Raw genomic sequence first — 26,309 nt, forward strand, 5'->3', positions numbered from 1 at the left:
CTCAGGCCGGATTGACGGCGACCGCCGAGACCGGCGCTCCTTCACGCGAGCCGAGCCGCAGGTTGGCCGCGAAATTGGACTGCACGACGGCCAGCGCGACGTGACCGCCAGTCGCCGACGGCGCCGCGGTCATCACCTTGCCGGCCGCCTGCTCCAGATTGTCGGGCGAGAACAGGTCGTCGCCGGCCTTGAGCGGGACGTCGGCGCTGAGACGGTAGAGGTGGCGCTTGACCTTGCCCAGGTACTGGGTGCGGGCGACGACTTCCTGGCCCGGGTAGCAACCCTTGTGGAAGCTGACGCCACCGATCTTCTCGAAGTCGGCCATCTGCGGCACGAATTCTTCCTTGGTCGCCAGCGTCACCAGCGGGAAGGCAGCCTGCACGTCGAGCCAGCGCCAGGCCGGCACGCCGGCCGCCCGCGCCTTGCCGCCGAGCTGCTGCCATAGCGCCGGGGCGGCGCTGAGCGGGGCGGCGACGATGAAACGCTGCGCTTCGATTTGCAGGACGGTAATGTCGCCGCTGACGGCGATCGTTAGCGCGGCATCGGGCAAGGCCAGGCCGGCATCGCCCAGCGCTTCGCCAGCCTGGGCGCCGGCCAGGCCGAGCAGTACCGTGTCGTCGCCGGCAGCGAGCTTGACCTTGTCGCGCAGCACGAACATCTGCAGGCGCTTGCGCGTGGCCTCCAGGAGGTCAGCGGCCAGCACCATGGCGTAGCGGCCGGCGCTGTGCCAGACGACGAAACTGGCCTGCATCCGTCCCTTGGCGGTACACCAGCCGGCGTGCTGCGCCTTGCCCTCGGCCAGGTGGTTGATGTCGTTGGTCAGCTGGTTGTGCAGGAAGCGCGTGGCATCCTCGCCCGTGGCGCTGAGCAGTGCGAGGTGGGTGAGGGGAACGAGGACGGTCTGTCGGCTGGCGGCGAGCAGTTCGCCGGCAGCGTCGCCAAAGTCGAGTACGTCGGTCGCGTCGGCGGCGAAGTTCGCTTCGGCCGATTCGAGAAAGCTGCGCCAGTTGGGATTCATGGGGGCTCCTTGAGGTTTGGGCTATTATATCGCCCGTTTTGCCAGCCGCCCGATGCGCCTTGCCGTGCGGTTTCCGACCGGCAAGACCCGATTTCCGCCCGCGAGTTCCCATGCATTTTGTGTTTCGCCTTGTCGCCCTGTTCCTGCTCGCTGTTGCTGCGCTTGCCGCCGCTTTCGTCTGGTGGGCGAACCGGCCGCTGGACTTGCCCGGCGAAGCCGTCGAATTCCGGGTGGCGCCCGGTAGCAGCCTGCACGGCACGATCCAGCAGATCAACGCGGCCGGCATCCCGCTGCAGGCCGACCTGTTCAAACTGCTGGCCCGCTGGCAGGGCAAGGTCAACGCGATCAAGGCCGGCAGCTATGCCACCGAGAGCGGCGAGACGCCTTATACCCTCCTCGTCAAGCTGGTCGAAGGCCGGGTCAGCCAGGCCAGCATCACGCTGGTCGAAGGCTGGACCTTCCGCCAGTTCCGGACCCGCCTCGACGCCCATCCGGCGTTGCGCCACGATAGCCGCGCGCTCAGTGAGGCCGAGATCGGCGAACGCCTCGGCTTGCCCTGGCGGCAGCTTGAAGGCCGGCTGTTGCCCGATACCTATCTGTTCGACAAGGAATCCAGCGATCTCGAAGTGATCGCCCGGGCCACTGCCGCGATGCAGAAGCAGCTTGGCGAAGCCTGGGCCGGGCGGCCCGCCGGTCTGCCTTACCGTTCGCCGGACGAGGCGCTGATCATGGCTTCGATCATCGAAAAGGAAACCGGGCGCCCGGAAGACCGCCCCCATGTCGCCGCCGTCTTCATCAACCGCCTGCGCCAGGGCATGCGCCTGCAAACCGATCCGACGGTGATCTATGGCCTGGGCGAGAATTTCGACGGCAATCTGCGCAAAAGCCATCTGCAGACCGACACCCCGTACAATACCTACACCCGCGCCGGCCTGCCGCCGACGCCGATCGCGATGCCCGGCCCGGCTGCGCTGCGCGCCGCGTTCCAGCCGGCGGCCAGCGATGCCTTGTATTTCGTCGCGCGCGGTGACGGCAGCAGCCATTTTTCGCGGACGCTCGACGAACACAACCGGGCGGTCAACCGTTATCAGCGAGGCGGCAAATGAGGGGCAAGTTCATTACTTTCGAGGGTATCGACGGCGCTGGCAAGAGCAGTCACGTCGAGTGGCTGGCCGAGTACCTGCGCCGCCAGGGGCATGTCGTCCTGGTCACCCGCGAGCCTGGTGGTACGCCGCTCGGCGAGCGTTTGCGGGAGCTGCTGCTGAACGAGTCCATGCATCTGGAGACGGAAACCCTGCTGATGTTCGCTGCCCGCCGCGAACACCTGGCCAGCCGCATCGAACCGGCACTGGCGCGCGGCGAGTGGGTGATCTGCGACCGCTTCAGCGATGCCACCTGGGCTTACCAAGGCGGCGGTCGCGGGCTCGACAAGAGCAAGTTCCTGGCGCTGGAGCACTGGGTCCATGAGCACCTGCAACCCGATCTGACCCTGCTCTTCGATCTGCCGCTGGAAGTGGCGCGCGAGCGCATCGTTCTCGCCAACCGGGTGCTCGACAAGTTCGAACAGGAAAGGGCAGACTTCCACGAACGGGTACGTCAGGCCTACCTTGATCGGGCCCATGCCCATCCCGCTCGGATGCGCGTGATCCAGGCTGACAATACGCTGGAAAATATTCGGAAAAAACTTGAAGAGATCGTTTCAACGCTATGTTGATAAACGTTTTTGATCTGCACAAGGAGCTCTGGTCCAGTCTTTTGGCGCGGCGTGAAAAATTGCCGCACGCCTTGTTGCTGATCGGCCAGAAGGGCCTCGGCAAGTACGCTCTGGCCCGCGAGTTTGCCGCCGCGCTGTTGTGCGAGACCGGGGCGCCGGATGGTCGGGCATGCGCTAGCTGCCTGGCGTGCAACTGGTTCGCTCAAGGCAACCATCCCGATTTCCGCTTGTTGCAGCCCGATGCGCTGAGCGAGGAAGTGGCGGCTGAGGAGAGCAAGAAGAAGCCGAGCCAGCAGATCACCATCGATCAGGTGCGCGAGCTCGACGAGTTTCTCGGTGTCGGCAGTCACCGTGGCGGCTTGAGCATCGTTCTGGTCAATCCGGCGGAAGCGATGAACCGGAATGCCGCGAATTCGATCTTGAAAACACTTGAAGAACCGCCGCCAAATACTTTGTTTTTATTGGTTTCAAGTGACCCGTCTCGGCTTTTGCCGACGATTCGGAGTCGTTGCCAGGCTATCCCCTTCGTCACCCCATCGCCGGAAACTGCGGCACGCATTCTCGGTGCTGCCGGCCTGCGCGACGCCGAACGCTGGCTGGCGATCAGCGGTGGCTCGCCAAGGCTCGCCCTGGAACTGGCTGAATCCGGGCAGGCTGCCTGGCTTGACCGCTTGACGAAGAATCTCGCCGGCGGCGGCAGGGTCGATGCGCTGGCCTGCGCTGGCGAACTCGACAAGGCGATCAAGGACAGCAAGGGCGGTTTGCAACTCAAGCAAATCGTCGAAGTCCTGCAGAAATGGACGATCGACCTGGCGCTGGCCGGGAACGGCTTGCCAATCAGATATTTTCTGGCACAGCAGTCCCAAATATCAGCGCTCGCTGCTATGATTCCGCCTGTGCGTCTGATCCATCAGTACCGGGACATGAACCAGCGTCGCCGCGAGGCGGAACAGCCTCTCAACGCACGACTGTTTCTGGAAAGTGTCTTTTTGGACTATCGAGCCATGTTTAGCCGTTGATCCCGGATGAGCGAAGTCAAACCCGTACCGCAACGTCCCAGCGTCCTGTCGCTGAACATCAATTCAAAGTCCGCCCTCTATGCTGCGTTCATGCCGCATCTGCGCAATGGCGGCATCTTCATCCCGACGACGCGTGTCTACGCGCTGGGCGATGAAGTCTTCATGCTGCTCTCCCTGATGGACGATCCGACCAAGCTGCCGATCGCCGGCTCGGTAATCTGGGTGACGCCGGCTGGTGCCCAGAACGGCCGGGCGCAAGGCATCGGCGTGCATTTCAACGATGACGAAAGCGGCCAGGAGGCACGGCGCAAGATCGAAGGCCTGCTCGGCGGCGTCCTGCAATCGGCTCGCCCGACGCATACCCTGTAACACGCAATGCTGGTCGATTCCCATTGCCACCTGGATTTTCCGGGCTTGAACGAACGTCTTCCCGAAGTGCTGGCGACAATGCGCGAGGCCGGGGTGGGTGCGGCAATGACGATCGGCGTCAATCTCGAAGACCTGCCTGCCGTGCTGGCTGTCGCCGAACAAGCCGACAACCTTTACGCCTCGGTTGGCGTGCATCCCGAATACACCGATTGCCAGGAGCCCGATGCCGCCACGCTGGTGACGCTGGCGCAGCATCCGAAGGTGCTGGCGATCGGCGAGACCGGTCTTGATTACTACTGGCACAAGGATCGCCCGGAATGGCAGCGGCAACGCTTTCGTACCCATATCCAGGCGGCCCGTGCCTGCGGCAAGCCGCTGGTCGTGCATACCCGGGAGTCGGCTGAAGACACCATACGACTTTTGCGCGAAGAAGGTGCGGAAGCGGTTGGCGGCGTCATGCACTGCTTCACCGAAAACTGGGAGATTGCCAGCCAGGCGCTGGACATCGGGTTTTACTTGTCCTTCTCGGGCATCGTCACCTTCAAGAACGCTGCCGTCGTCAAGGAAGTTGCCAGCCGCTGCCCGCTTGACCGCCTGCTGGTCGAGACCGACGCACCTTATCTGGCGCCGGCGCCTTTCCGCGGCAAGCCCAACCAGCCCGCCTACGTGCGCTACGTGGCCGAGGAAATTGCCCGCTTGCGTGATCTGTCGCCTGCGGCTGTTGCCGCTGCCAGCACCGAGAACTTCATCCGGCTGTTCCGGCCGGGGTTTCCTGAGCGATGGAGCTGATGAAAAAACACCTGCTGATCCTGCTCCTCGCCGCGGCGCCCTTCAGCGTCGTGGCGGGAACCTACGACGACCTGGTCCATGGTGCGCAAATGGGAGACGCCGCCGCGATCCGGCCTTTGCTGGCGCGGGGCGCCTCGGTGGATACGACCGACGGCGAAGGCAACACCCTGCTGATGCTGGCGGCCCGGGACGGTCATGAGGAACTGGCCAGGCTGCTGATCGATTACCGCGCCAAGCTGAACGCCCGCAACGCCGCTGGCGATACCGCACTGGCCATGGCGGCCTTGCGCGGGCAGCGGAAGATCGTCGAGATACTAGTCGCTGCAGGGGCTTCGCAGACTGTTGCCGGCTGGCCGCCGCTGGTCTATGCCGCGTTCGGCGGTCACCAGGAGATCGTCGCTTACCTGCTGGAAAAAGGAGCTGACATCAATGCTGTCAGCGAAAACGGCATGACGGCGCTGATGGCGGCCGCCCGCAATGGCCACCTGGCGGTCGCCCGCTTGCTGCTGGCCGGCGGTGCCGATGCGGGCAAGCGCAGCGACCGTGGAGAAAGTGCGCTGGACTTGGCGCAGCGCACCGGCAATTCGGAAATCGTGGCCTTGCTCACTGCTGCGCGCAAAGCCCCCTGAGCTGCTCAGGGCAGGGTGATGGTCAGACTTGGTGCACGTGGCGCCAACTGGACGATGTTCAGGTAAGGTGCCAGTGTTTCCTCGACCTGTCTGGCGCCATACCAGGCCATGCCGGCGTAGGCAGCAAGCCCGAAGAGGGCCAGTACCGAGTTGATCACCCAGAGCGGCACATCGCGCTTGATCGTGTTGCTGATGCTGTCGGGTGCCATCCAATGCGGGGCGAAAGCTGCCGCCCGGCCCTTGATGTGGGCGATTTGTTCGCCCAGTTGCGCCACCAGGTATTTCAGCTTTTCCGGCCCTTCGAGCAGGTAGCGGCCCTTGAACCCGGTCAGCAGGCACATGTGAAAGACCTCGAGCGCCTGGATCCGTGAGGCACCGTTGTTACGGGCAGTCTCCAGACGGTCGAAGAAATGCTCGCCGGCCAGTTGATCGCCAAACAGTTCGAGTTGCAGCGGACGCCGCTCCCAGATGTCGCGGATGTTCATCTTCGAGGTCAGGACCGCCTCGTCCACCGCCGCACACAGCGCGTATTTGGCGTCGAATACGTCGTCGGCGCTGAAGTTGCGCTTGCGCGCCGTGCGCTCGAAGTCTTCAAGAAACTGCCGGATGCTCGACGAGAAGGCGTTGGCGTCGGTCGGCACGCTGCGGCCACGAAGCAGGATCAGCAGGTAAAAGCCATCGTAAAGAAGGTCGACCAGGTTCTTGCCCTGGCTTTCCTGCTGCGGGAACTCCGCCTGCGGCAGGCTGGTTGACGGGAACGAGAGCAGGCTGGGGGCGGGATTCATGGTGTGACGGCAATCAGTTCGAGATTCAGTTCGCGGTAGCTTTCCGGTGCGTAAATCATCACCGACTGGGCTTTGAGCATTCGTTCATAGAGGGCGCCGTGGGCATCCAGGGCGAAATAGCAGGCGCCGGGACGCACGGGAATCGGCGCCGGCACCTGCGCCGCGTGGCTCAGGCGAACTCCGGACATGGCAGAAAGCACGAGCTTTTCCACATCGTCAGGCGCGCCGACCTTCAGTCGTAACGGCACCGATTCGATGATTTCCGATTGCGGATGAGCTGCGGACACCGAGATGTAGAAGGCGGTGTCGCCGTTGATCCGTTCCGAATCGAGATGGCCGGCATGGAAAGCCGGCTTGGGCTGGCTCAAGGCAATCGCGAAATAACGGGTGGAAATGACGGTGTCGAGCAGTTCGCGGACGATCGCATCAAGGCGCCAGAAGGCCGGGCCGGGCTGGGCATGGTCGTAGGTCGGCAGGTCGTTCAGGGTATGGGTCTTGGAGAAGGTCATCAGGCCGCCGGCGAGACGCAGCAGTTCCTGGAAAAGTCGTTCCGGTGCGGTTTCGGTATTGCGGAAAAGATGCGTCAGTGCCGCGCAGGCGCTGCTCGCCGTGTGCAGCAGCCAGAACGAGGCGATGTCGCCGGAGCGGAACTCGATCACATGGCGCGACGGTTCGCGATGGAAGCCGTACAAGGCGTCAACCTTGGCGAGCAAGGCGTCGATCTGCCGGCGCAGCATCTGCAGCAGACTGGGCGCGCTGCGCAGGCTGAGCGATGGCGGCAGGAAGGAGGGGTCGATTTCGAAGCCGTTGCTGGCGGTACGCTTGATGCGGGCAGCGGGCAGGGTCAGATACTGGTCACGTGGCTCGCTGGCCGACTTGATGCGACAAATCTTGCTCAGCGTGGTGACTTCGGCCTCGGCGGCGTCGGTAAACAGGTCCGTCGCTTCCAGTGGCAGGGAAAGGTAACGTGCCTGGGTCGCGGTTTCCTGGCTGTCGGCGGTATTTCCACCGTGAGGGTTGAGATGGTGCAGGGCCAGGAAGAACTCGGTCGTGCCGTCTTCGCTGACGGCATCGGCAAGTGCCAGCGGTGGCGGCAACTGGTCGATTTCCGGGGCAAGCAGGGAATCGCCGTTGGCAAACAGGACATCGACACGATTGAAGCGCAGAACCCCGTTCTTCAAGGCGTCGCGATCGATTTCCAGTTCCCGGACGCCCCAGGCGTAAGGATTCGCCGACAGTAGTACCTGCCTGGCCGTGGCATTCCAGTGCAGATCCTGCAATTGAAAATGCTGGGGGCGCAGGAACAGTCCCTCGCCCCACAGCAGTTGGGCTCCCTTCATTGCATTCCCTTCCGGTCAACCATTGCAGCGTACGTCGGACAGCGAGCGAACCGATTCGGCGCTGATGTCATTGACGAGAATTCCCTCGCTCAGGCTCAAGGCGCAAGCATGCGCGCTGGCGACGACGCCGTCGGACACCGACTCCTGGGCATCGAGTGCAATCCGCCAGCGATTCGCCGAGGGCGAGCGATACATGCCGACAATGGCGAGGGTTCTGGCATCACTGGGAATCTTGAGGCTGAGGTCATAAGACTTTCCCGGAATCAGCACGACTTCGCGGGTGGAGATCAGGTCCTCGCCAAAAATCGCGCCGTCCGAAGCGCTCTCCGACAATTCAGTGTAACTCAGGCTTCTCAGTCTTTCCGGGGAGCGCAGGACGTAGATCTTGGTCACTAGCGACATCGGAATGCCTTCGCTGGTCTGGTTGAGTGTCTTGTCCGCCAGCAGTTTGACGCTGATGTCGCGCGGGCGTCCGTCGCGCTTGATGATTCCGCCGGCTTCCAGAACCGCGCCAATCGCGGCGCCAGCCATTTGCACCCCGGAGGTGGCACACCCTGCCAGGGTGGTTGCCAGCAGAAGGCTCGCCAGCAGAGGGCGGGCCGCGGTCAGCCGCGAACGATGCAAATCATATTTGATGCTAAAAAACAACAATGGCATATATGCAAACGTGTTGATTTTTTCGAGGTCGTTAATGTACTATGCCTCCCTGTTTCAGGCAAACCCATCGGCATTATGTGTCATGACAATTACAAGCCGGTATTTCACATGGAGCAAGCATGACCAGCCCAGCCAGGCTCTTTTCTGCGCTAACCCTTTGTGCCACTGCCATTTTCAGTGGGTGTGCAACAGCCCCTTCGGCCTCATCCGATGAGCAGTTTTCCGAGTTGATGATGCAGACCGAAATCCAGGTTTCCGAATCGCTCGAGAAGGGCAACAAAGACGATGCGGTTCGCATTGTAAATGGCTTGGCAACTGCGAATCCGGGACGCAAGGAGCCCTGGATCAGGATCGCCAAGCTGCATTTTGATGCGACCGACTATGCCGAGGCCATCGTTGCCGCGGACGAGGCGCTCAAGATCGACAACGGTGACCGTACCGCCAAGAGTATCCGGGCAGTTTCCGGCCTGCGGGTCGCCGCCCAGTCGCTGGCAGACCTGCGCAACGATGCCGAACTCAAGGGCAATGCCCGCGCCGATGCAACCGGTCTGGCCATGACCATGCGTGACATTCTCGGTGAGGATGTGCTGGTTCCTCCGGCGGAACTGGAAGCCAGGAAGCGCCGTGAAGCCCGGGCGCGGCGGGAGGCAGCGCTTGCCGCGCGTCCGCCGGTTGTCAGGAGCAGGCCGCAGCCACAGGCGCGGGAAGCTCAGGCAGCGGCAGCAACCGGGAATCCTTTCGAGAATCTGAAGTAGAGGGCAGGGGGGCGCCGGTCGCCACGGACCGGTAAGCCGAGGCATTTTTCGATCCATCGGGAGATATTTGTGGCAAAGAAAGAAAGCGTCCAGAAGCGTCTGCAAAAGGTCAGGCCGCCGCGTGTACAACTTACTTACGATGTCGAAATCGGCGATGCCGTCGAGATCAAGGAAATTCCTTTCGCCGTCGGCGTGCTGGGCGATTTTGCCGCCCAGAGCAAGGTCGATCAGGGGCGGGTGCGCGATCGCAAGTTCGTCAACATTGACCTCGACAACTTCGATGACGTGATGACCGGCATGACGCCGCGCGCAACGTATCGGGTCAAGAACCGCCTTTCACCGGAGGGCGGGGAAATCGGCGTCGATCTCGAATTCCAGAAATTCGAGGATTTTCGTCCGGAAGCCGTGGTGCAGCAGGTCGAGCCGCTGCGCAAATTGCAGGAAGCCCGTTCCAAGCTGGCCGACCTGCGCAACAAGCTGGCAGGTAACGAGAAACTCGAGGATCTGCTCAGCGATGTCCTGAGCAATACCGAACAATTGCATGAACTGGACGGGGGCGAAAAATGAGCATGCAGCAAGCAGTTGCCCAACCGGCCGCCCAGGCGCAGGCCGGGATTCTCGACCAGATCATCGCCGAAAGCCGGGTCGCTCAGTCCGATCAGGAGCGGCACCGGGCGCGCGACATCATCAGCGAACTGGTGCGCCAGGTATTGCAGGGTGAGGTAGTCGTTTCGGAGAACCTGGCTGCATCGCTCGATGCACGGGTGGCCGAACTCGACCGTCTGATTTCCGAGCAACTCAGCGAGGTCATGCACGCGCCGGAATTCCAGGCACTGGAAAGCGCCTGGACGGGGCTGCACTACTTGTGCAAGCAGACGTCGACCGGCGAGATGATGAAAATCAAGCTGCTCAATGTCGGCAAGCGCGAACTGGTCAAGGACTTCAAGACGGCAATCGACTTCGATCAGAGCGCGTTGTTCAAGAAAGTTTACGAAGAGGAATTCGGCACTTTCGGCGGCGCCCCGTTCGGCGCCCTGATCGGTCAATATGAACTGAACCGCCAGGCCGAGGACATGTACTTCATCGAGCAGATGTCGCATATCGCGGCGGCGGCGCATGCGCCCTTCGTCACGGCGGCGTCGCCGCAACTTTTCGGGCTGGACAGTTTCACCGACCTGAGCAAGCCGCGTGACATGTCCAAGGTCTTCGATACCGTCGAATACGCCAAATGGAAGTCCTTCCGGGAATCGGAAGATTCGCGTTATGTCGGGCTGGCGCTGCCGCGCTTCCTCGGGCGTCTGCCGTTTAACCCGATCGATGGCGAAGTGACGGAAGGCTTCAATTTCGTCGAGGAAGTCGATGGCACGAATCACGACAAGTACCTTTGGTGCAACGCCGCCTTTGCCTTTGCCGCAAGGCTGACCTCGGCTTTTGAAAACTACGGCTGGTGCGCCGCCATCCGTGGTGTCGAGGGCGGTGGCCTGGTCGAGGATCTGCCGACGCATACCTTCCGCACCGACGATGGCGAGGTTGCGCTGAAGTGCCCGACCGAGGTTTCGATTACCGACCGCCGGGAAAAGGAGTTGAGCGATCTCGGCTTCATTCCGCTGGTGCATTGCAAGAACACCGATTACGCCGCCTTCTTCGGCGCGCAATCGACCCAGAAGCCGAAGAAATACGATACCGACTCCGCCAATGCCAATGCTTCGCTCTCGGCGCAGTTGCAGTACATGTTCGCGGTGTCGCGCATTGCCCACTACATGAAGGCAATGATGCGCGACAAGATCGGCAGCTTTGCCTCGGCCGCGAACGTGCAGAACTATCTGCAGCGCTGGGTGGATCAATACGTGACGGCCGACGATTCCGCCTCGCAGGAAACCAAGGCGCAATTCCCGTTGCGCGAGGCCTCGATCGAAGTTGCAGAAGTTCCGGGGCGCCCCGGCGTGTATCGGGCAGTAGCGTTCATCCGGCCGCATTTCCAGCTGGATGAACTTTCCGTTTCACTGCGTCTCGTCGCAGAGTTGCCGCAGTCTGGCAAAGCCTGATCTTGTCTTTTTAACCAAGGAGAAAGTAGGAAATGAAGGATATATACGTTGAGTTCAAGGGTAGCGACATCAAGGGTGATTCCCGTGATGCCAGACACAAGGATCAGGTTGAAGTTTCGACCTGGAGCCACACGATGCGTCAGCCGAAGTCGGCCACCGCTTCCGGTGCCGGTGGTCATACCGCCGAGCGTGTCGAGCATGGCGAAATGTTCTTCACCAAGGACATCGACGGTTCCAGCCCGAAGCTCTACCAGGCCTGTTCTTCCGGTCTCGTCGTCAATGATGTGGTGATCTACTTCTACCGCGCTTTCGGCGGCAAGAACACGACCGGCACCCCGTCGGGCACGCAGAACCGCCATCAATACCTGAAGATCGAACTGAAGAACGTGATCATCGCGTCCGTTTCGCCGTCGGTCGATAGCGAGGACATTCCGTCCGAAACCTTCTCGCTCAAGTATTCGGCGATCAAGTGGACCTACGACGAACTGAACATCGACGGCAACAAGTCCGGCAAGGTCAACATTCAGGGTGCCTGGAACCTGGCCACCAACACGCCGAGCCTGACCTGATTTTTTCGGTGTGCCCGAAATGGCGGAACTCGTTTCCGCCTTTTTTATGAACCAAGGTTTCGAGCCGTCCCTGTTCGACAAATTGTTCGACGACCGACCGGTCGCCGCAGCGCGGCGGCGGCTGTCGATCGAACAGTTGAAGGACACCGTTGCCCGCGATCTTGAGTCGCTGCTCAATACCCGAACCTTGATCGACGAATTCAGGAATGCCGAATTTCCGTTGGCCAGCCGTTCCGTGGCAGCGTTCGGCATGGGCGATTTCGCCGGCCTGAGTCTGGCCAGCGTGTACGACCGCAAGCGCATCTGCAGCGCCATCGAGCAGGCGATTTCCGCGCACGAACCGCGGCTGCGGGATGTCCGGGTGAACCTTGAGCTGCATCGCAAGACGATCAACGCGCTGTTTTTCTCGATCACCGCCGTGCTGCACGTGAAGCCCGCACAGGAGCCGGTTGCCTTCGACGCCTTGCTGCAGCCGACCAGCCTGCAGTACTCGGTACAACGGCAGAAGCCTCGCCCAGGAATGTAATTGGAAGACCTGCTTCCCTACTACGAACGCGAACTGGCTTTCCTCCGCCAGCATTCCCGGCAGTTTGCCGAGCGCTACCCGAAGCTGGCGGCACAGTTGCTGCTGTCTGGCGAAGGCTGTGATGATCCGCACGTCGAGCGGATGATCGAATCCTTCGCCCTGTTGACCGCGCGCGTCTCGAAAAAGCTCGAGGACAGCTATCCGCAATTCACCGAGGCGCTGCTCAACGTTCTCTATCCGCATTACCTGCGGCCTTTTCCCTGTTGTTCGATTGCGCATTTCGACGACGGTGGTAACACCGACATGACGACAATCGTTCCCCGCCATACCGAACTGCATTCGCGGCCGATTCGCGGTGCCGTCTGCAAGTTCCGCACCGCCTGGGCGCTCAAGCTGGCGGCGGTCGACCTCGATCAACTCGTTTTCAATCCGATTGCCAGCGCGCCGAGCGACATCCGCCTGCCGGTTGGCAGCAACGCGCTGTTTTCCTTCTCGCTGGGCGTGCGCGGACATCACGGCGACGAGGGTTTCCAGCGCATCGGCAAGCTGCGTTTCTACATCGATGCTGAACCATCGGTCGCTTCGGCACTGCGCGACGCTCTGTTCCTGCGCACGCTGAAAGTCTATGCGGCCGGTGCCGACGAGCGCTGGCATGCCGTCGACCGGGGAATGATCGGCGAAGTCGGTTTCGCCGCCGACGAGGCGCTGATCGAGATGCCCGACACCGCACACGACGCCTATCGCTATCTCACCGAGTATTTCTGCTTTCCCGAGAAATTCAATTTTTTCGAACTCGATCTTGGCAAATTGCCAGCGCGCCTGCGCGGCGAGCGCAAGGTCCGCCTGCACGTCGTTTTCGGCAACCTGCGCGCGGACAGCGATGCCTCGCGCCTGATGCAGACGCTGACCACGAAGAACCTGCGCCTGGGCTGCGTGCCGGTGGTCAATCTGTTTCCCCAACGTGGCGATCCGATCCGCGTCAGCCATCGACTGTCGTCCTACCCGGTCGTTGCCGACGGGCGCCGCGCTTACGCCTACGAAGTCTATGCCATCGACTCGGTACGCCGTGTCCGGCAGACGCCGCAGGGTGAGGCCATCACCGAGTTCCGTCCCTTCTTTGCCCTGCGTCACGGCGAAACGCCGGAGCAGAACGGCTATTACTGGTATGCCCAACGTGATCCGATCGTCGCTGAAAGCAGCCCCGGCTACGAAACCTCGCTTGCCATCGTCGATGCCGATTTCGATCCGGTGCAGCCGAAGACCGATGTGCTCAGCCTGCAGCTGACCTGTACCAACCGTGAATTGCCGACCATGATGTCGGTCGGCCTGCCTTCCGGCGACCTTTTCCTCGAAGGCGGTTCCGGCGTGCGCTCGATCCGCCTGCTGCGCAAGCCGAGCGCGCCGCACCGCTTCGACCACCGGCGCGACGGGCAGTGGCGGATCATTTCGCATCTGTCGCTCAACCAGTTGTCGCTCACCGGCAACGGGCTGAAAGCCCTGCAGGAAATGCTGGCGCTCTACGACCTGCCGCGTACCGCGGGTACCCGGCGGCAGATCGAAGGCGTGCTCGGCGTCGAACACCTGCAGCGTACCGTCTGGATGCCGGGCAAACCTTTCGCCTGCTTCATCCGCGGCCTGGAAATCCGCCTGACCATCGACGAATCAAGTTTCGCCGGCAGCGGTCTCGATGTCTTCACCCGCTGTGCCGACCGCTTCTTCGGGCTTTACGTCAGCCTCAACAGCTTCATTCAACTGGTTGTTGTTTCCAAACGAACCGGAGAGGAGTTGATCCGATGCGCACCCCGCAACGGCGAATCGATCCTGGGCTGATCGAGCAGACCCGCGAGGCGCCCGAGCGCTTCGAGTTCTTCCAGCTCGTGCGCCTGTACGAGATCGTCTTCGCCCGGCAAGGCGGTGATGCCGTCAGCGAGCGCATCCGCTTCCGCAACTCGCTGCGTCTCGGCTTTGCCCCCAGCCAGGTCGACGCGATGCAGAGTCATGAGCGCCTCGACGAGGACGGCAACGCGACCGGCGAACTGGAGCAGGTCGAGATCACGCCCAGCTTCATGGGCATGCTCGGCGTCAACGGCACCTTGCCCGTTCATTACACCGAGCAGGTCATCGACCACGAACGTTTCAAGCGCGATACCTCGGGGCGCGCTTTCCTAGACCTGTTCACCAACCGTGCCGTCGGCCATTTCTACCGCGCCTGGAAAAAATACCGCCTGCCCATCCAGTACGAGACCAATCGCCGCAACCGCTTCCTGCCGCTGATCCTGGCCCTCGGTGGGGTTGGCTTCGATGCCCTGCGCGACCGGCTGAACGACGCGCCGGGCGCCATCGAAGACGAATCGATCGCCTATTTCGCCACCTTGCTGCGGCAGCGGCCGGTTTCCGGCGAAGCGATGGCGCGGGTGCTTGCCGCCTATTTCCGGACCCCGGTTCGTGTCGAACAGTTCGTCGGCCGCTGGTACGTGGTGCCACGGGCGCAATGGACCACGTTGGGCGGCCAGAACTGCACACTGGGTGTCGATTCCCTGGTCGGCGAACGCGTCTGGCAGCGCAACCTGCGCATCCGCCTGCATATCGGGCCGATGGCGCACGAGCAGTACATGGGCTTCATGCCGCGCGGCGAACTCGCCCATGCCCTGGAAAAGCTGCTCGAGCTGGCCACCGGCGGCCAGTTCGAATACGAAATCCGTCCCATCCTGCGCGCCCCGGACGTCAGGCCGGTCTCCCTGAACGGCGGCCGCCTCGGCTACGACAGCTTCCTGATCAGCCGCCCCGAAACCCGCGACCGCAGTGATTGCCGTTACCTGACCCAGACCATTCATTAGCGATTCCCAGCGAAAGAAGCACCGATGAGCACCTCCCTGAAAACCCTGATCAGCAAACTCAACACCACCTGCCGCCAGGCCACCGAACGCGCCGCCGGCCTGTGCATGGCGCGCGGCAATTACGAAGTCGATTTCGAACATCTGCTGCTGGCCCTGCTCGAACAACAGGACAGCGACCTGACGACGATACTGCGCCGCAGCAAGATCAGCCCGAGCGGCCTGGAGCGCGAACTGCACGACGAAGTCGGCCGCTTCCGCAACGGCAACACGCGCACGCCGGTGTTTTCCACGCACATCATCAAGCTGTTCGAGCAAGCCTGGCTGATCGCCTCGCTCGACACCCGCCTGCCGCGCATCCGCTCCGGGCACCTGTTGCTGGCCTTGCTCACCGAACCTGAACTCGCCCAACTGGCGACCCGCGGCGCGCATCTGCTGGCCAAGGTCCGGCTCGACGAACTCAAGCACAAGTTCGACGAAATCACCGAAGGTTCCGCCGAAGCCGCCGAAGTGACCGGCCTGTCCGGCAAGCCGGCCGAGGAGGAGGGCGGCGACCCGTTGCAGGGCAGCGCGCCGCAGGCCGGCAAGACGCCGGCGCTTGACCAGTTCACCACCAACCTGACGCAGCGCGCGCGCGACGGCAAGGTCGACCCGGTGATCGGCCGCGATGCCGAAATCCGCCAGGCCATCGACATCCTGATGCGCCGCCGCCAGAACAACCCGATCCTTACCGGCGAAGCCGGCGTCGGCAAGACCGCCGTGGTCGAGGGCCTGGCCCTGCGCATCGCCGCCGGCGACGTGCCGCCGCCGCTCGCCGAGGTCGAACTGCACAGCCTCGACATGGGCCTGCTGCAAGCCGGCGCCAGCGTCAAGGGCGAGTTCGAGAACCGCCTGAAGAACGTCATCGACGAGGTCAAGAAAAGCCCGAAGCCGATCATCCTGTTCATCGACGAAGCCCACACCATGATCGGCGCCGGCGGCCAGTCCGGCCAGAACGACGCCGCCAACCTGCTCAAGCCGGCGCTGGCGCGCGGCGAACTGCGCACCGTCGCCGCCACCACCTGGGCCGAATACAAGAAGTACTTCGAGAAGGACGCGGCGCTTGCCCGCCGCTTCCAGGTGGTCAAGGTCGAAGAACCGTCCGAGCCGCTCGCCGCCGCCATGCTGCGCGGCATGGTGCCGTTGATGGAAAAGCACTTCGGCATCCGCGTCATGGACGAAGCCGTCACCGAAGCCGTCCGCCTGTCGCACCGCTACATCAGCGGCCGGCAACTGCCGGACAAGGCGATCGGCGTTCTCGACACCGCCTGCGCCAAGGTTGCCCTCGGCCAGAGCGCCAACCCGGCGCTGATCGACGAAACCGAGAAGCGCCTGCTGCGCGAGCGCGCCGAACTCGCCGCGCTCGAACGCGAAGCCGCCAGCGGCGCCTGGCACGATACGCGGATTGGCGAACTGAAGGCGCAGATTGCCGCGCTGGAAAGCGATCTGGCCATCCACCGCGCCCGCTTCGACGAGGAAAAGGCGCTTGTCGCCCGCATTCTCGAACTGCGCGCCGCGCTCGAAGCCGGCGAGCCGTCGCCCGCGGCCGACGCGGAAAAGGCCAGGAAACCCGCGCGCCGCAGCAAGAAGGCCGGTTCGCCGACCTCCGGCAATGCCGAACTCGACCAGGCGATGGCCCGCCTGCGCGAAGTGCAGGGCGAGACGCCGATGGTGCCGCTGCAGGTCGACGGCCATGTCGTGGCCGAAATCGTCGCCGCGTGGACGGGGATTCCGCTCGGCAAGATGGTCAAGGACGAGATCAAGACCGTGCTCAACCTGCAGCCGCTGCTGCAGGAACGGGTGATCGGCCAGGACCATGCGCTGGCGGCGATTGTGCAGCGGGTACGCACGGCGCGGGCGAACCTGGAGGATCCGAACAAGCCCAAGGGCGTCTTCCTGTTCGTCGGGCCGTCCGGCGTCGGCAAGACCGAAACCGCGCTGGCGCTGGCCGACATCCTCTACGGCGGCGAGCGGAAGCTGGTCACCATCAACATGAGCGAGTACCAGGAAGCGCACAGCGTCTCCGGCCTCAAGGGCTCGCCGCCGGGCTACGTCGGCTACGGCGAGGGCGGGGTGCTGACCGAGGCGGTGCGCCGCAACCCGTACAGCGTCGTGCTGCTCGACGAAGTCGAGAAGGCGCACCCGGATGTGCTCGAACTCTTCTTCCAGGTCTTCGACAAGGGCGTGCTCGACGACGCCGAAGGGCGCGAGATCGATTTCCGCAACACGCTGATCATCCTGACCAGCAACGTCGGCTCCAGCCAGATCATGCAGGCCTGCCTGAACAAGCCGGCGGAAGAACTGCCGGCTGCCGACGCGCTGGCCGAAGCGCTGCGCGCGGTGCTCTACAAGTCGTTCAAGCCGGCCTTCCTCGGTCGCCTGAAGGTGGTGCCGTACTACCCGATTTCCGACGAGGTGCTGCTGCAGATCATCGAACTCAAGCTGCGCCGCATCCAGGCGCGCATTGCCGCCAACCACAAGGCCGAGTTCAGCTGGGACGACAAGCTGGTCGAAGCAGTGCTGGCGCGCTGCACGGAAGTCGATTCCGGCGCCCGCAACGTCGATCACATCCTCAACGGCACGCTGCTGCCGGAGATTGCCGAAGCGGTGCTGACGCGCATGGCGGAAGGCACGGCGATCGGCCGTATCCGCGTCAGCGCGGCGAAGAACGGCAACTTCAAGTACAGCCTGGCGTCATGAACCGGCTCCTCGACCTGATCGGCGGCGCAGCCGGCTGGCGGCAAACCGACCGCCTGCTGACGCTGACCACCCCGGCCGGCCCCGACGCGCTGCTGGCCGAGACAGCGCACATCGACGAAGCGCTCGGGCCGGTCGCTGGCCACGCCGGCTTTCGCATCGACCTCACCGTGCTCACCGCCGACGCCCACCAGTCGCTGACAGCGCTGCAAGGGCAGCCGGCCCGGCTGGAATTGCAGACCGCGCTGTCGCGCACGGCACACCGCCCCTTCCACGGCCACATCAGCGGCGTCGAACGGCTCGGCGCCAACGGCGGCTTCGCCCGCTACCGGCTGCGCATCGAACCCTGGCTCGCCTTCCTCGACCACAACACCGACAACTACCTGTTTCAGGACAAGAGCGTCATCGAGATCGTCGATGAACTCCTCGGCGACTGGCACGGCCGCGGCAAGCTGGTGCCGGCCTGGCGCTGGGACCTGGCCGACGCGGCAATCTACCCGAAGCGCGGGATGACCGTGCAGTACCAGGAAAGCGATCTCGCCTTCTTGAAGCGCCTGCTGATCGAAGAAGGCCTGTTCTGCTGGTTCGAACACGCCCAGGAAGAGGGCGAGACGCTGGGCAAGCACACGCTGGTCATCGCCGACCACAACGGCGCCTTCACCGACAACGCCCAGCCGCGCATCCGCTACACCCAGCCCGGCGCCACCTTGCCGGAAGACAGCGTGGACCGCTGGCTGGCGCGCGAGCGCATCGACACCGCGGAAAGCCTGAGCCAGAGCTGGGACTACCGCAGCCTCGCCGGCCGCCCGCAAAGCGCCTTGAGCGCGCGCGCCGCCGGCGCGTTGCCGGCCACCGCCGCCTGGCACGACCCCGGCCAGTACGCCTGGCAGAGCCAGGCCGACGGCGAACGCATGCTCGGCAACCTGCGCCAGGCGCTCGACGCCCGGCTCGCCCGGCAGAGCGCCGAAGGCAGCGTGCGCACGGCCATGCCCGGCTGCGTCTTCACGCTTGCCGATCATCCGGCCGGCGACGGCCGCTACCTGATCACCGCCGTCAGCCACCGCGCCCGCAACAACCTCAACGAGCGGGTGCCGCAACTCAGCGAACTGCTCGGCCCGGCGCCGGACGAAACCCCGGACGAAACCCCGGACCACTTCGCCAAGCCGGCCGACCTCTACCGCAACCGCCTCGAAACCGTCGCCGCCGACCAGCCCTGGCGGGCGCTGATCGCCGACGCCCACGGCCGCCACATCGCCCCGCGGCCGACCGGGCGCGGCACGCTGACCGCCGTTGTCGTCGGCCCCGGCGACCCCACGCACACCGACCGCGACCTGCGCGTGCGCGTCCAGTTTCCCTGGCAACGCGGCAGCCAGGCCGGCGGCCGGCACAGCCACCCGACCGGCGCTGACAACGCCCCGGCCAGCGACGCGCTCGGCGTCTGGCTGCGCGTCGCCACCCCGGTCGCCGGCGCCAACTGGGGCGGCCACCTGACGCCGCGCCCCGGCCAGGAAGTCGTCGTCGCCTTCCAGAACGGCAACATCGACCGCCCGGTCATCGTCGGCACCGTCTACAACGGCCAGGGGCAGGGCGACGCCCAGGGCAACCGGATCGCCGGCAGCACGCTCAACGCCAGCGCCAACGCGCCGACCTTCTTCGCCGGCGAACAAGCCGAACCGCACAGCCACGGTGCCAGCCTGTCCGGGCTCAAGACCCAGCAACTGGCCAACACGCGCGACGGGCAGGGCGGCTACAACCAGCTCGTCTTCGACGACACCCCGGGCCAGGCGCGCATCGAACTATCCACCACCGAATACCAGAGCCGCCTGCAACTCGGTCACCTGCGCGAACAGGACGACAACGCCCGGCTCAACCACCGCGGCCACGGCGCCGACCTCGCCACCCAGGCGAGTGCCGCGCTGCGCGCCGGCAGCGGCCTGCTGATCAGCGCCGACGCCAGGAACAACGCCAGCAGCACCCACCTCGACAGCCGCGAACCGATCGCCCAGACGGAAAACGCGCTGAGCCTCTCGCGCAGCCTGGCCGACGTCGCCGCCAAACAGAACGCCGCCCTCAAAGGCGACCCCGCCGCCGAGCAACTCCCGGCCCTCGACGCCCTCAAGCACAGCATCGAAGTCCTCGAAACCACAAGCACCCGCGGCCCCGCCCAAGCTGCCGACGGCCCGATCAAGACCACGCGCGGCGGCGACGGCACCGTCCCGGCCTGGAGCGAACCGCGGCTGCACTACGCCGCCCCGGCCGGCATCGCCCAACTGACGCCGAACAACCACTTCCTGTTCGCCGGCAAGAACCTGTCGATCGCCAGCGGCCAGGACAGCAACCTGATCGCCCAGGGCAACCAGAGCATCGCCGTCAAGGACGGCATCGCGATCTTCACCGTCGGCAAGGCCGGCAACCCCCAAAAGCCCAACCAGGAAACCGGCACCCATCTGCACGCCGCCAGCGGCAAGGTCAGCCTGCAAAGCCAGAGCGGCAAGACGATGGCCGCCGCCGACAAGAAAGTTACCTTCGCCAGCACCCACGCCAGCCTCACGGTCGGCGCCCCCAAACACGTCCTCGCCACCGCCCAGGGCGCCTACCTGAAGCTCGAAGGCAGCAACATCCAGCTCCACGCCCCGGGCAAGGTGGAATTCAAGGCCAGCAGCAAGAACTGGACGGGACCGAAGAGCGATTCGAGTAGTTTGAGTTTGCCGAAGGCGGGGGAGGTGAAGGGGTGCTCGGAAAAAATAACCAATGCCGCAAAAAATGGCACGCCTTTCGCCTCCTGAAAACCGAACCCATGACCGTTGTCGCCAACTTTGCTGACCAAGCCTTCACGCGTCTGAGCGATCAATCCTCGCCACTGAATTGGTGCGTTCTGATCGATCCAACGCTGGGTGACCCAGGCGAAAGCTTGCTTGAAGGAATGGACAGTCAAGCCGCACAACAGCATATTCGGTTGCCGTTTTCCGAAAGTTATTGCCCCTATCTGCTGAAAGCTGATAACCCGCGTGATGCCGAGCGCTTGTTGTCTGCCTCCATCGAGCTTGCACGCAGCGAGTTGTCTGGTGTTTCCAAAGGCGTTGCACGTAGCGTTCATGCCTGGTTGAGAATGGACCAGATGGATTTGAGCCTGCTTGCGCTCGCCATGCAGATTGGGAAAAACGCTTTGGTAAAAGTGCCGAGTTCTCGATCGTTAAAAGTTTTTCGTTTTTACGATAGCCGCTTGAGCACCAAGCTGATCTCCCTCATCGGACTGGAAGGATGGCGTGCACTGGCCGGAGAGTCATGGAATTCCTGGTGGGTGCCGGATGCCCGAGAAGGCGTCGTTCCGTTGACCTCGACAGTGCAAGCTGCCGTGATGGAACCTCGCAAACTGCCTTTGCATCTGACTGAGCGAGAGTTTCGTGCCATTGAGCATCTGGGGTGGAGCAATCGAATTGAAACGGCAGCCTACCGATGGGAACTGCCCAGCCCCGCAACACGCCAACTCATTGAGCAGATTGCCAGTACGGCCTTGTTACGCGGCTTGACAAGCGACAAGGATATTCTCGCCTTTGCCTATTGCTCGCTGGTATGGCATGCCGATTTTCATGTGCATCCGGATGTTGAGGCGATATTTGCTCGAATTGGCGACAAAAACGCCGAAACACCGGATTTTTCTTTCCTGGTTGAGCAGATTGAAGATGAACATTGGCAGGAGATCGTGTGTTGGCTGAACAATCAACAAAGCGCCGGAAAATCGGAACGACCGACTGCAGAAACTGGAATTGAGAGAGTGATTCTATGAACGAACTATGTGATGGTTGCCAACGCAAAGGACTGGCGATTTTTCCAGCCTTGTATGCTGCAGCGCCAAAAGATGTTGCAGATGTGGCTCCGCTTGTGCCGCCCTCCGGGAATTTTGGCAAAGGCGTTACCGACGTCACCTTGCAGAATTCGAAGTACTTCTTGCGCAATCTGCCCAAAGGCTATCTCTATCTTCTGTATCCCAACAACGTTTGGCGCGGTTACCTGGTAGACCCTGAGGGCGCCATGTTGTATTTCCCCAGCCTGACCAAGGAGGACATGCCGGACCAACCGCCAGAGCTTGAACTCAAGAAAACCTGCATTCGTCGCGCCCATAACAGCCTCGCCGTCAAATGTTTCACCATTGAATCACCGAACGATATCAAAGACACCGTCTGGGTCGCATTCAGTCGCCACAAATGGGACAAAACTGTCCGGAACAAGATTGCCCAAGCGCCGGAGAAGCGTATGCAGGCAATTACAAAACTGGACGGCAGTGACTTCGATCATGCCGAAAAAGCAAATGCAAACTTGCTCAAGGCCTGGATCGCCAACTTCAACCCCGATCTGGTCAAACAACTGAATGACTCTCTTCCGGAGAGTCTGAATCTAGTCGATCTTTCGGGACAGGAAAAGGAAATAGCGCAGCACATGCTGGCGCATAGTGGAACGCTCAAGCTCCCCGGACTTATTCTGGCGCTGCACGATCCGATTGGCATGACCGCCTCCCTGAACGCTCGGAGGAATACTGCCCGCGGAGCCGAAACGGAATATGACAAAAAGCACGAACGCGAGATATTCTCGACCTCGGCACTGCGGTCGCTGGAGATGCAGGCCAAGAAAAATAGCCAACTCGCTGAGAAATGGAAATCCACCTACAAGAATGCAGTTTTATGGGAAAACGTCACCAAGTTCGAGGAAAAGCTCAAACCCGAGCGTGAAAAGTTCCGAAAACTGATCGACACGGCAGCCGAAGACTGGGTCAAATGGAACCTGAGTGAAGCACTGCAGAATGTCATGGACCTTGATTTCGGTGGTTCCATGCGGGACTCGCAAGAGTTTCGCTGCGCTGCTGTGTGGGCCGCTATGGGGGTCGGTGACTGCAAGGTGGAGCGCGAACAGTGGCTGCCGGTGGCGATCAACCCAGACAACGAGCGGAACTATCTCTGGCGCGCCACGATTCTGAACCAGCCGAATCTGGCCGCCTTCCTCAAAAGCGCCAGCAACCAGCCAACCGAATACAACGCTGCCAAGTGGCTTTATTCCTCATTGGACCAGTGGCTGGCCAAGCAGGATCGTCTCGCCGAATTGAATCAGCTGCAAACGGCTGGCCTAGTCAGTCCTTATGGGGGGCAAACCTACACTACCGCTTATAACCGCTTGCTGTTGTCCCTGCAAATGCTGCAAGGTGCGGCTCAAGACAATGCTCTGAAATTTATTCGAGCGACCCTGCTTTGTGCCTATCTGCATGGTGTGGAATTGCTGCCGGTCAAGGTTGAAGACACGGTAAAGCGCATCATCGGCATGCAGCGCGAGGTCATTTGGAAACCGGTGGGCAGTTTTTTCGAGGTTCGGCAGAGTACGGCAACCCGAACCCAATGGCGGGTCGATATTTTGCAACTGATGCAGGCCGCCGATGTTCAGGTAACCGCGAAAATCACCTTCACCCAATTTGTCATCACCCGCATCCGGGAAGGGACGGTCTGGAGCCCGACCAATCTGTTCAAACCCTACGAACTGACCCTGCAGAATCCGAACGCCACGCCCGCGCCGCAAGGCACGCCCGCCAACATCCCCAAACCGCCCAGCGGCCCCGGTATCGGAACGCGGATCGGCACCACGGCCAGACGTGGCGTGGAGAACATCGCTCATGCCAGCCGCAACTGGTGGGCGGCCAATCGCGAACTGGTGACCAAGATGGTTGGCAATACCTATGTCAGTGGTTCAATTTCCAGTGTCGCCCTGGCTTTTCAGGCCTACAGCTTTAACGGCGCCTACCAGTCGCTCAATGCGCTGAAAATACCAACCACCCAAGAAGTCAAGAATGCTCACGCGGCCATGGCCAGCGCAGCTGTGGCATCAATCGGCTTCACCATCGAAATTGTCGCGGCTGCGACCCAGGTGGCGAAAAAAAAGGCCGCGCAGAAAGCCGGTGAAGAAGCGATGAAGGCACTGGCAAAGCGGGTCGGGATGATTGCCGGTGTAGGGGAGCTGGTCGGGGCGGCCTCGGGTTTCGTGGGGGTTTGGCAGTTGGGGATTGCTAAAGATGTGCTTGTGGCGGCGGGAGATCTGGATGCGGCTCGGAATACGATGAAACAACAGATTGCATTGGGGGCTGCTTCTGTTGCCTCGTCATTTGCTGGAGTGACCATGGCCGCCTCTGCTTATACAGGCACTTATGTCACATTTCTTGGTTTTGGGCCGGTGGGGTGGCTATTGTTGGCTGCTGCAGGAACGATTGCATTAATCTGGTTTATTTATGAGACCGAAAAATCCCGCGACGACCCCATGGAGTCGTGGTTGAAACAGTGTGCCTTCGGCAAATACCGCAATGCTGAATGGACGGGGCCCATGGAGCAGGAGCGGTATGGCAAGATTTTCGCCATCGAGTGGAATGTGGATATGCAATGGACGGTAGAGCAACCCATGTTCGGTGGACTGGAACTCATGAGCAACTCATTCGGGGAAATATTCAAGTTGAATGCGCAAGCAGGAGAAGTAAGCAAACACGCTAGCCTGGTGCTAGATATTCGTTTTTTCCGAGAAAGTGGCGTAGTCGATATCATGGTGGTAATCGGGCCCAATGGCTTGCGAACTGACATTCAGCCGCCGAATATGGCGTTCCGGTACGGTGAGGGGGCACGTGTATCGGGCAAGGCTAAGGATGGTGTACTGGAGGCCAGTGTTGAATTCCGGCAAGAAGTTCCCAATCCGATCGGTGAATTTGGCCCAAAACTGCCTGCCAACAAGGAAATTTGTACGCGAGTGGACGTTAAATCACGATATTGGCCTGATCAGTTGAATCAACCCGAGGTAGTACTACCTAGTGAGGAGGGGCGCATTGACCGCCTCTCCCATCCCGGGGTTGCTTTCATCAAACAAGCGCTTGACCGGAAGGCGGCCAATGAAAAGCGTGCGGCTGAGTGCGTGGCTTCCGGACGATGTGCTCCTGCGTACGGAAAAGCGAGATAGTCTTGGAAAAAATTAAACTGGGTTGCGAAGTACGCAATGTGCCAGTATTCGAAACCGAAACGGCGTTGCACGTGCGCAAGGTCGGGGTTCTCGAAAAACTGACCAAGACCCCGACAAAAAGCATTGCTTCTCAGGGACTCATCGAGCATGCCGATACGGCGTTTTTACAAACGCGGGCGGGAATGGATTTCATTGCGGGCTTGGGAATTTTTATATTTTTGATTGTTACAGGTCCTGGTTCTTTATTTTTTTTTATGGCGGCAATTCGGCACGCAATCGACCCAGAAACTAATCAGCTTGATTGGTTTATTGCATTTATGGGCCCCGCTGGAATCATTATGTGCATCGTCGGTGGTCTGCAAATGTTTCTCATGGACTGGCGAGACAATCGTGACATGCACTATCGTTTCAGCCGCCGCAGCCGCAAGCTCTACGCCTGGCGTTTCGGTCGCCTTGTGGTTTCCAATTTCGACGACCTCATTCCCTGCCACCACCGCGTCGGTACCGTGACGGCAGCCAACGGTTATCTGGACCTAGTGGATTACGACCCGGACCACAAGATCATTCGCTACATTCACAACTTCAGCGTCACATCCCCTTTTCCGGAAGACAGCCAGGCCGCCTGGGAATACCTGCGTCGTTACATGGACGGCGAATTCGAGCGTTGGCCGGTACAGGTCCGTTCGCCAGAATTGGCCTACGGTTACTTTGCGGTTATGCGCAACTATTTTCCCGCCCGCTGGGGCCGCGCCCTGATTCGCCAGGGGGGCATCAAGATTCCGCTAGGTATCGTGGTAACCCTTTTCTTCGGCATCATCGTCGCTCTCCCCTGGTTATTTATTACCTACGCCCATGGTCGCCTCAAGGGAGCGGACTGGTCCGGCATCCCGGCTAGCGAACTGACGCCTGATCCCGCCGAAGAAGCCGCTTACCCCGAACTGCTCAAGTTCGATCCGGTCAAGAGCGTCACGCCACCGGCGGCAACATGGGAAAAACCTCTATACGCCGTTGCAATTACCTTGGGAATGCCGTTGTGGCTAGCGGGCGTCTATGGGGCGTTTTACTTTGCGCACATGGTAGGGAAGTAATCGTTCTCCTGCATGCGCAGCGATACCTGAAGGACTGGCGCCTTGAAACAGTGACGGTTCGGCAATATTTTCGCCATAGACACGCGCTGTCGCGCACCGCACACCGGCCCTTCCACGGCCACATCAGCGGCGTCGAACGGCTCGGCGCCAACGGCGGCTTCGCCCGCTACCGCTTGCGCATCGAACCCTGGCTCGCCTTCCTCGACCACAACACCGACAACTACCTGTTCCAGGACAAGAGCGTCATCGAGATCGTCGATGAACTCCTCGGCGACTGGCACGGCCGCGGCAAGCTGGTGCCGGCCTGGCGCTGGGACCTGGCCGACGCGGCCATCTACCCGAAGCGCGGGATGACCGTGCAGTACCAGGAAAGCGATCTCGCCTTCTTGAAGCGCCTGCTGATCGAAGAAGGCCTGTTCTGCTGGTTCGAACACGCCCAGGAAGAGGGCGAGACGCTG

Annotated in this window: 23 protein-coding genes; 19 read left to right on the forward strand and 4 right to left on the reverse strand. The window is 61.9% G+C overall.

From position 1 onward, the window contains the following. Window position 1: 1 nt before the first annotated feature. Window positions 2–1,018 (reverse strand): folate-binding protein YgfZ, encoded by a 1,017-nt coding sequence (locus ACE3OV_RS16125; protein WP_374328499.1) that lies wholly within the window; start codon window positions 1,016–1,018, stop codon window positions 2–4. A 110-nt stretch (window positions 1,019–1,128) separates the two neighbouring features. Here ACE3OV_RS16125 and mltG point away from each other — a divergent pair, with 110 nt between their 5' ends. From mltG to ACE3OV_RS16155, 6 genes are read left to right on the forward strand one after another with little or no spacing between them, the layout of a single operon-like run. Continuing rightward, a complete protein-coding gene (mltG, locus tag ACE3OV_RS16130) occupies window positions 1,129–2,124 on the forward strand; it encodes an endolytic transglycosylase MltG (protein WP_374328500.1) in 996 nt (331 codons plus the stop codon). Then, window positions 2,121–2,732, forward strand: a complete 612-nt coding sequence (gene tmk / locus ACE3OV_RS16135; RefSeq protein ID WP_374328501.1) for a dTMP kinase — start codon at window positions 2,121–2,123, stop codon at window positions 2,730–2,732. Before mltG ends, tmk begins: the two co-directional genes overlap by 4 nt. After that, complete coding sequence (gene holB / locus ACE3OV_RS16140; protein ID WP_374328502.1) at window positions 2,726–3,751, forward strand: DNA polymerase III subunit delta'; 1,026 nt, start codon at window positions 2,726–2,728, stop codon at window positions 3,749–3,751. The genes tmk and holB overlap by 7 nt, the downstream gene beginning before the upstream one ends. A 6-nt stretch (window positions 3,752–3,757) precedes the next feature. Then, window positions 3,758–4,120 carry a PilZ domain-containing protein gene (locus tag ACE3OV_RS16145; protein WP_374328503.1) on the forward strand — a complete coding sequence of 121 codons (363 nt, stop codon included), beginning with the start codon at window positions 3,758–3,760 and terminating at the stop codon, window positions 4,118–4,120. A gap of 6 nt (window positions 4,121–4,126) precedes the next feature. Beyond that, the gene (locus ACE3OV_RS16150) at window positions 4,127–4,909 is read left to right on the forward strand and encodes a TatD family hydrolase (RefSeq protein ID WP_374328504.1); all 783 of its coding nucleotides are present in this window, start codon (window positions 4,127–4,129) and stop codon (window positions 4,907–4,909) included. Then, window positions 4,909–5,538 carry an ankyrin repeat domain-containing protein gene (locus ACE3OV_RS16155; protein ID WP_374328506.1) on the forward strand — a complete coding sequence of 210 codons (630 nt, stop codon included), beginning with the start codon at window positions 4,909–4,911 and terminating at the stop codon, window positions 5,536–5,538. Before ACE3OV_RS16150 ends, ACE3OV_RS16155 begins: the two co-directional genes overlap by 1 nt. Before the next feature lie 5 nt (window positions 5,539–5,543). Here ACE3OV_RS16155 and icmH read toward each other — a convergent pair whose 3' ends face one another. From icmH to tssJ, 3 genes are read right to left on the reverse strand one after another with little or no spacing between them, the layout of a single operon-like run. Then, on the reverse strand, window positions 5,544–6,323 hold the full coding sequence (icmH, locus tag ACE3OV_RS16160) for a type IVB secretion system protein IcmH/DotU (RefSeq protein WP_374328508.1): 780 nt from the start codon (window positions 6,321–6,323) through the stop codon (window positions 5,544–5,546). Next, window positions 6,320–7,663: a type VI secretion system baseplate subunit TssK gene (tssK, locus tag ACE3OV_RS16165; protein ID WP_374328509.1), complete on the reverse strand. Its 1,344-nt coding sequence runs from the start codon at window positions 7,661–7,663 to the stop codon at window positions 6,320–6,322. The genes icmH and tssK overlap by 4 nt, the downstream gene beginning before the upstream one ends. 15 nt (window positions 7,664–7,678) lie before the next feature. Further along, a complete protein-coding gene (gene tssJ / locus ACE3OV_RS16170; RefSeq protein WP_374328510.1) occupies window positions 7,679–8,320 on the reverse strand; it encodes a type VI secretion system lipoprotein TssJ in 642 nt (213 codons plus the stop codon). A 233-nt stretch (window positions 8,321–8,553) separates the two neighbouring features. Here tssJ and ACE3OV_RS16175 point away from each other — a divergent pair, with 233 nt between their 5' ends. The 13 genes from ACE3OV_RS16175 to ACE3OV_RS16235 all read left to right on the forward strand — a co-directional run. Then, complete coding sequence (locus ACE3OV_RS16175; RefSeq protein ID WP_374328511.1) at window positions 8,554–9,075, forward strand: tetratricopeptide repeat protein; 522 nt, start codon at window positions 8,554–8,556, stop codon at window positions 9,073–9,075. 69 nt (window positions 9,076–9,144) lie between these two features. Next, on the forward strand, window positions 9,145–9,642 hold the full coding sequence (tssB, locus tag ACE3OV_RS16180) for a type VI secretion system contractile sheath small subunit (protein WP_374328512.1): 498 nt from the start codon (window positions 9,145–9,147) through the stop codon (window positions 9,640–9,642). A gap of 2 nt (window positions 9,643–9,644) precedes the next feature. Beyond that, window positions 9,645–11,120 (forward strand): type VI secretion system contractile sheath large subunit, encoded by a 1,476-nt coding sequence (tssC, locus tag ACE3OV_RS16185; RefSeq protein WP_374328513.1) that lies wholly within the window; start codon window positions 9,645–9,647, stop codon window positions 11,118–11,120. Between the two features lie 32 nt (window positions 11,121–11,152). Continuing rightward, window positions 11,153–11,689, forward strand: a complete 537-nt coding sequence (locus ACE3OV_RS16190) for an Hcp family type VI secretion system effector (RefSeq protein WP_374328514.1) — start codon at window positions 11,153–11,155, stop codon at window positions 11,687–11,689. Window positions 11,690–11,735: 46 nt separating this feature from the next. Next, window positions 11,736–12,215 (forward strand): type VI secretion system baseplate subunit TssE, encoded by a 480-nt coding sequence (gene tssE / locus ACE3OV_RS16195; RefSeq protein WP_374328516.1) that lies wholly within the window; start codon window positions 11,736–11,738, stop codon window positions 12,213–12,215. Beyond that, window positions 12,216–14,045, forward strand: coding sequence for a type VI secretion system baseplate subunit TssF (tssF, locus tag ACE3OV_RS16200; RefSeq protein WP_374328517.1), 1,830 nt, complete (start codon window positions 12,216–12,218; stop codon window positions 14,043–14,045). It begins immediately after the preceding gene. Next, complete coding sequence (tssG, locus tag ACE3OV_RS16205; RefSeq protein WP_374328518.1) at window positions 14,009–15,052, forward strand: type VI secretion system baseplate subunit TssG; 1,044 nt, start codon at window positions 14,009–14,011, stop codon at window positions 15,050–15,052. Before tssF ends, tssG begins: the two co-directional genes overlap by 37 nt. 24 nt (window positions 15,053–15,076) lie before the next feature. Beyond that, complete coding sequence (tssH, locus tag ACE3OV_RS16210) at window positions 15,077–17,788, forward strand: type VI secretion system ATPase TssH (RefSeq protein WP_374328519.1); 2,712 nt, start codon at window positions 15,077–15,079, stop codon at window positions 17,786–17,788. Next, entirely contained in the window at window positions 17,785–20,571 is a 2,787-nt protein-coding gene (locus tag ACE3OV_RS16215) for a type VI secretion system Vgr family protein (protein WP_374328520.1), read from the forward strand. Before tssH ends, ACE3OV_RS16215 begins: the two co-directional genes overlap by 4 nt. 11 nt (window positions 20,572–20,582) lie before the next feature. Beyond that, window positions 20,583–21,572: a hypothetical protein gene (locus ACE3OV_RS16220; protein WP_374328521.1), complete on the forward strand. Its 990-nt coding sequence runs from the start codon at window positions 20,583–20,585 to the stop codon at window positions 21,570–21,572. Further along, on the forward strand, window positions 21,569–24,763 hold the full coding sequence (locus ACE3OV_RS16225; RefSeq protein ID WP_374328522.1) for a T6SS effector BTH_I2691 family protein: 3,195 nt from the start codon (window positions 21,569–21,571) through the stop codon (window positions 24,761–24,763). The genes ACE3OV_RS16220 and ACE3OV_RS16225 overlap by 4 nt, the downstream gene beginning before the upstream one ends. 2 nt (window positions 24,764–24,765) lie before the next feature. Continuing rightward, a complete protein-coding gene (locus ACE3OV_RS16230) occupies window positions 24,766–25,851 on the forward strand; it encodes a hypothetical protein (RefSeq protein ID WP_374328523.1) in 1,086 nt (361 codons plus the stop codon). Window positions 25,852–25,901: 50 nt separating this feature from the next. Beyond that, window positions 25,902–26,309: contractile injection system protein, VgrG/Pvc8 family (locus ACE3OV_RS16235; protein ID WP_374328524.1), on the forward strand; the 408-nt coding region annotated here is incomplete at its 3' end.

Origin of the sequence: Azonexus sp. (assembly GCF_041909095.1) — a bacterium.
GTDB lineage: Bacteria > Pseudomonadota > Gammaproteobacteria > Burkholderiales > Rhodocyclaceae > Azonexus.

What these genes read in the sequence shown, in the direction of transcription:
- ACE3OV_RS16125 (WP_374328499.1), bottom strand. Translation starts at nt 1,018, where the DNA reads ATGAATCCCAACTGGCGCAGCTTTCTCGAATCGGCCGAAGCGAACTTC.
- mltG (WP_374328500.1), top strand. Translation starts at nt 1,129, where the DNA reads ATGCATTTTGTGTTTCGCCTTGTCGCCCTGTTCCTGCTCGCTGTTGCT.
- tmk (WP_374328501.1), top strand. Translation starts at nt 2,121, where the DNA reads ATGAGGGGCAAGTTCATTACTTTCGAGGGTATCGACGGCGCTGGCAAG.
- holB (WP_374328502.1), top strand. Translation starts at nt 2,726, where the DNA reads ATGTTGATAAACGTTTTTGATCTGCACAAGGAGCTCTGGTCCAGTCTT.
- ACE3OV_RS16145 (WP_374328503.1), top strand. Translation starts at nt 3,758, where the DNA reads ATGAGCGAAGTCAAACCCGTACCGCAACGTCCCAGCGTCCTGTCGCTG.
- ACE3OV_RS16150 (WP_374328504.1), top strand. Translation starts at nt 4,127, where the DNA reads ATGCTGGTCGATTCCCATTGCCACCTGGATTTTCCGGGCTTGAACGAA.
- ACE3OV_RS16155 (WP_374328506.1), top strand. Translation starts at nt 4,909, where the DNA reads ATGAAAAAACACCTGCTGATCCTGCTCCTCGCCGCGGCGCCCTTCAGC.
- icmH (WP_374328508.1), bottom strand. Translation starts at nt 6,323, where the DNA reads ATGAATCCCGCCCCCAGCCTGCTCTCGTTCCCGTCAACCAGCCTGCCG.
- tssK (WP_374328509.1), bottom strand. Translation starts at nt 7,663, where the DNA reads ATGAAGGGAGCCCAACTGCTGTGGGGCGAGGGACTGTTCCTGCGCCCC.
- tssJ (WP_374328510.1), bottom strand. Translation starts at nt 8,320, where the DNA reads ATGCCATTGTTGTTTTTTAGCATCAAATATGATTTGCATCGTTCGCGG.
- ACE3OV_RS16175 (WP_374328511.1), top strand. Translation starts at nt 8,554, where the DNA reads ATGCAGACCGAAATCCAGGTTTCCGAATCGCTCGAGAAGGGCAACAAA.
- tssC (WP_374328513.1), top strand. Translation starts at nt 9,645, where the DNA reads ATGCAGCAAGCAGTTGCCCAACCGGCCGCCCAGGCGCAGGCCGGGATT.
- ACE3OV_RS16190 (WP_374328514.1), top strand. Translation starts at nt 11,153, where the DNA reads ATGAAGGATATATACGTTGAGTTCAAGGGTAGCGACATCAAGGGTGAT.
- tssE (WP_374328516.1), top strand. Translation starts at nt 11,736, where the DNA reads ATGAACCAAGGTTTCGAGCCGTCCCTGTTCGACAAATTGTTCGACGAC.
- tssG (WP_374328518.1), top strand. Translation starts at nt 14,009, where the DNA reads ATGCGCACCCCGCAACGGCGAATCGATCCTGGGCTGATCGAGCAGACC.
- tssH (WP_374328519.1), top strand. Translation starts at nt 15,077, where the DNA reads ATGAGCACCTCCCTGAAAACCCTGATCAGCAAACTCAACACCACCTGC.
- ACE3OV_RS16215 (WP_374328520.1), top strand. Translation starts at nt 17,785, where the DNA reads ATGAACCGGCTCCTCGACCTGATCGGCGGCGCAGCCGGCTGGCGGCAA.
- ACE3OV_RS16220 (WP_374328521.1), top strand. Translation starts at nt 20,583, where the DNA reads ATGACCGTTGTCGCCAACTTTGCTGACCAAGCCTTCACGCGTCTGAGC.
- ACE3OV_RS16225 (WP_374328522.1), top strand. Translation starts at nt 21,569, where the DNA reads ATGAACGAACTATGTGATGGTTGCCAACGCAAAGGACTGGCGATTTTT.